Source organism: Psychrobacter sp. 1U2, assembly GCF_051847575.1.
In genome coordinates this window covers 1-714 of record NZ_JBPYDC010001078.1, presented here as the reverse complement: position 1 = coordinate 714, position 714 = coordinate 1, and the positions used below count along the sequence as shown (strand labels likewise).

Here is a 714-nt window from a genome sequence, read left to right as displayed (position 1 = left end):
AACTATCTCAACCGTTTCAATTCCAGCACTATCGTTATCTGTTATATTTGAGTTTAAGCTAGCTAATCTTGACAGTAAGCGATCAGTTTTAAAGAAGTTAGTAGATATATTTAAATTAGAAAATAGTGTCCGGCTAAAATCTTGTTTGGTTAGCAAAGATTTAGTTATAATCTCTGTGGCAGTTAAGGATGCTTTTCGCTCGCCCAACGCCATTTGTATAACCTCTAAAGCATTAGCCAATCTTTTTTCTTCAGAGAAGTTGCTGTTTAGTTTATTACGCACTTCTACCAGTGTGTTTTTTAATGCCTGTGTTGAATTAAGCTCGCCTAACCTTGATTTAAGATACTCATAATAAGGCTGTAAAGTTATATCTTCGACCGTATATTTAAGCGACTCAATTAATTCTAAGCACTTATTCTCAGGTTGAACAGGCAGTTCTGACTCGATTAATTCTAATGCAGTATTATAGAGGTTTCTAGCTCGCGCTACGCTTTCGCTGGTATCATAGGTAAACTCAGCGTCTGCATAATCAAGCAAGCAGCGGATAATATTTTGGATAGTAAACAACGTATATTTATTAGTACGATATATACTATGTGGGTTGAGAGGGTCTTTAAACCAGTCTTCAGGTTGTCCATAGCTTGATACTGAAAAAGCTTCGTTACTTAAAATATAAGTGAGCCTTCGTTCGCGTCCAGACAGCTGGAAGTCAAA

The 714-nt window shown here is 36.4% G+C and carries 1 protein-coding gene; it reads right to left on the bottom strand.

Annotated features, from left to right (window positions below):
* A partial coding sequence (locus tag ACS8FD_RS20485) for a hypothetical protein (protein ID WP_439277219.1) occupies window positions 1-714 on the bottom strand: 714 nt, incomplete at both ends.